At 70.2% G+C, this 2,696-nt stretch carries 4 protein-coding genes; all 4 read left to right on the forward strand.

The genetic code is table 11. The features are described 5' to 3' along the window. Window positions 1-604: PilN domain-containing protein (locus AC1DYI_RS31970; protein ID WP_477208140.1), on the forward strand; the 604-nt coding region annotated here is incomplete at its 5' end. Next, entirely contained in the window at window positions 604-1,428 is an 825-nt protein-coding gene (locus AC1DYI_RS31975) for a hypothetical protein (protein WP_477208141.1), read from the forward strand. The genes AC1DYI_RS31970 and AC1DYI_RS31975, both read left to right, overlap by 1 nt. A 2-nt stretch (window positions 1,429-1,430) precedes the next feature. Beyond that, on the forward strand, window positions 1,431-1,952 hold the full coding sequence (locus tag AC1DYI_RS31980; protein WP_477208142.1) for a hypothetical protein: 522 nt from the start codon (window positions 1,431-1,433) through the stop codon (window positions 1,950-1,952). Continuing rightward, the coding region (locus AC1DYI_RS31985) for a secretin N-terminal domain-containing protein (protein WP_477208143.1) at window positions 1,949-2,696 on the forward strand (748 nt) is incomplete at its 3' end. The genes AC1DYI_RS31980 and AC1DYI_RS31985, both read left to right, overlap by 4 nt.

Below are 2,696 nucleotides of genomic sequence, written 5' to 3' on the forward strand. Positions count from 1 at the left end.
CCGCCAGGCCGACCTGAACCTGGACCCGCCGAGCCAGCGCCCGCGCCCGCAACCCTGGCGCGCAAGCCAAGGCGTGCTGGCCGTGGCCGGCTCGCTGGTCGGTGCCTGGGCGCTGGCTTACGGCTTGAACGCCTGGGCCAACTACCGCCAACAACAGGCCGACGCGCTGGCGCAAGCCCTGCCGCAGCAGCGCGCCCAACTCGAAGCCCGCGACCCCGGTGGTGCCGACGCGATCCAGCGCCTGGCCGCCGAACGCAGCCGCCTGCAGAACCTCGAAGCCGACCAGCGCCGCCTGCGTGCGCAGATCGACGAACACATGAAGCGTGGCTCAAGTGGCTACACGCCCTACTTCATGGCGCTGTCGCGCCAGAGCCAGCCGTCCGTCTGGATCACTGGCTTCAGCGTAGCCCCCAACGGCGGCGCGATCGAACTGCAAGGCCGCATGACCGACGCCGCCGCCCTGYCCACCTACCTGCAGCGCCTGAACCAGGAAGGCAGCTTCAAGGGCCGCCAGTTCGCCCGCCTGCAGATGGCGCAAGGCGAAGGCCTGACCGAGTTCACGCTCGCCGGCATCGGCGCCGACGCCACCGCGGGAGCGAAATGATGGACTGGCAAGACCGCCTCTTCGACCTGCGCCAGCGCGTGCTGGCCCAAGCCCGCCGTTTCGACGCCCGCCCCCAGCGCGAGCGCGTGATGATGATGCTGGCCGTCGCCGCCGTGCTGCTGCTGGCGGGTGACCGCTTCTGGCTGACGCCGGCGTTCCGCCACTTCAGCGCCGCTTCGTCTGCGCTGGCCGTGGCCCGCGTCGACCAACAGAACCTGAGCGAAGAATCCGAGCGCCGCCGCGTGCAGGGCGATGCCCAGCGCCGCGAGCTGGACGCCGACATCGCCCAATGGCGCCAGCGCACCTCGCAAGGCGCGCAGGGCCTGGCCGACACGCAAGCCGGACTCATCGGCCCGGACCGCATGGTCGCGCTGCTCGAGCAAATGCTGCCCAAGCACGGCGGGATCAAGATCGTCGGCCTGAAGACGTTGTCGCCGCAAGACGCGCGCCTGCCCTTGCCTGCCCCGACGGCTGCGCCCGCCACTGCCGCCAACCCGTTGATGCTGCCTGGCGTCGTCGCATCGGCCGTGCCGGCCCTGGCCAGCGCACTGGCAGCACAGCCCGGCGCTGCACCTGCGGCCCCCGCGCCTGCGTCGGTCGTGTTGCCGCCCAGCGATGGCGCGCCGCTGTACCGCCACGGCGTCGAGATCACCGTCGAGGGCGCGTACGGCGACCTGATGGGTTACCTGGCTTCGCTCGAAACCTTGCCCGGCCCGCGCCTGCTCTGGGGCGGCGTCAAGCTGAAGGTCGAGAAGCACCCCACCGTGCAGCTGAGCCTGACGGTCTACACGCTGAGCCTTGACCGGGCCTGGCTGGAGCTGTGACGATGATTTCACTCACCGCCCTGCGCTGCTTCGTGGTCGGCCTGCTGCTCGGCGCCTTCACGGCCGCTTTTGCCCAACCCGCCGCCTCCGCCTGGGCCGACCCCACCCGCCCGGCGGGCGTCCTGGCTGCCGAAGGTGGCGCCTCGGCACCGCGCGCGGCCCGCGCCGCGAACGCTGCGTCGGCCGCGGCCCCTGCCGTGCCGCAACTGCAGTCGCTGCAGGTCGGCGCCAATGGCCAGTCGACCGCGCTGGTCGACGGCCGCGTGGTTCAAGCCGGCGACGCGCTGGGTGCTTCGCGCATCGTCACGATCGATGCCGATGGCCTGACGCTGCGCGACGCCAAAGGCCGCACGGAGCGAATGCTCTTGATTTCTGCCTTGATCGCCAAGCGCGACGGCAGCACACCGACGCCGATGGCGGCGGCCTCCAAAGATTCGCGGCCACTGGCGGCCGCTGTAGCGACCGGTTCTGCAGTAACTGCCGGCTCCCTTGGTCGCGGCGGACGCGAAGGACAACGCCCATGAACTTCACCCTTGCTCCCATTCGCCGTCGCGTCATCGCGCTGGCTGCTGGCCTGGCCATGGCCGCCGGCGCTCACGCCGCCGACCCCGGCCGCTTCGACCTGTCGGTCAACAACGCGCCGGCCGCCCAGGTCTTCATGCAGATCGGTACCGGCACGCCCTACAGCATGCTGGTCACGCCTGAGGTCTCGGGCAACGTCTCGGTCACGCTGAAGAACGTGACCGTGATCGAAGCGCTCGAATCGCTGCGCGACCTCTACGGCTACGACTTCAAGGTCAACGGCACCCGCGTGCTGGTGCTGCCGAACACGGTGCAGTCGCGCCTGTTCAAGGTCAACTACCTGCCCGGCCGTCGCCAGGGCGGCTCGGACCTGCGGGTCAGCACCGGCTCGGCCGCAATGTCCACCGCGGGCAGCAACCAGAACAACGGCAGCGGCGGCGGTAGTGGCAGCAGCAACAGCACGCCATCGACGCCGACGCCGGGCCAGAGCAACCGCTCGATGACCGACAGCGCGCAGGTCCGCACGACCAGCGACGCCGACTTCTGGCTCGAGGTGCAGGCCTCGCTGAACGCACTGATCGGCAACACCAACGGCCGCGGCGTGGTGCTGAACCCCGCCGCCGGCGTGATCGTCGTCAAGGCGACGCCGGCGGAGCTGATCCAGGTCGAGAAGTACCTCAGCGCGATCCAGCTGTCGATCGAGCGCCAGGTGATGCTCGAAGCCAAGATCATCGAAGTCTTGCTGT

Source organism: Ideonella sp. P3_A4 (assembly GCF_056403075.1).